Origin of the sequence: Staphylococcus pasteuri (assembly GCF_030547725.1) — a bacterium.
Taxonomy (GTDB): Bacteria; Bacillota; Bacilli; order Staphylococcales; family Staphylococcaceae; genus Staphylococcus; species Staphylococcus pasteuri.
Map to the genome: position 1 here is coordinate 1 of NZ_JAUOQO010000462.1, position 262 is coordinate 262.

Sequence of the window (262 nt, forward strand, 5' to 3'; positions counted from 1 at the left end):
GGCCAGGAGCTGCGGGCGTTTCGCCGTCAGGTGCAGATTGTGTTTCAGGATCCATTTGGGTCGCTTAACCCACGCATGACCGCCGAGCATGTGATTGCGGAACCTTTGTTCACGTCAACCGAGATGACCGCAACAGAGCGGCGGGCGCGGGTGGCAGAGCTGCTTGATCTTGTCGGGTTGGCGCCCGAACATGCAAGCCGCTATCCGCATCAGTTTTCGGGCGGCCAACGACAGCGGATCGGCATCGCCCGTGCCCTAGCGC

Annotated in this window: 1 protein-coding gene; it reads left to right on the forward strand. The window is 62.2% G+C overall.

Going from position 1 to position 262, the window contains the following annotated elements; all coding sequences use genetic code 11:
- On the forward strand, positions 1-262 hold a 262-nt coding region (locus tag Q4528_RS14360; protein ID WP_303522306.1), incomplete at both ends, for an ATP-binding cassette domain-containing protein.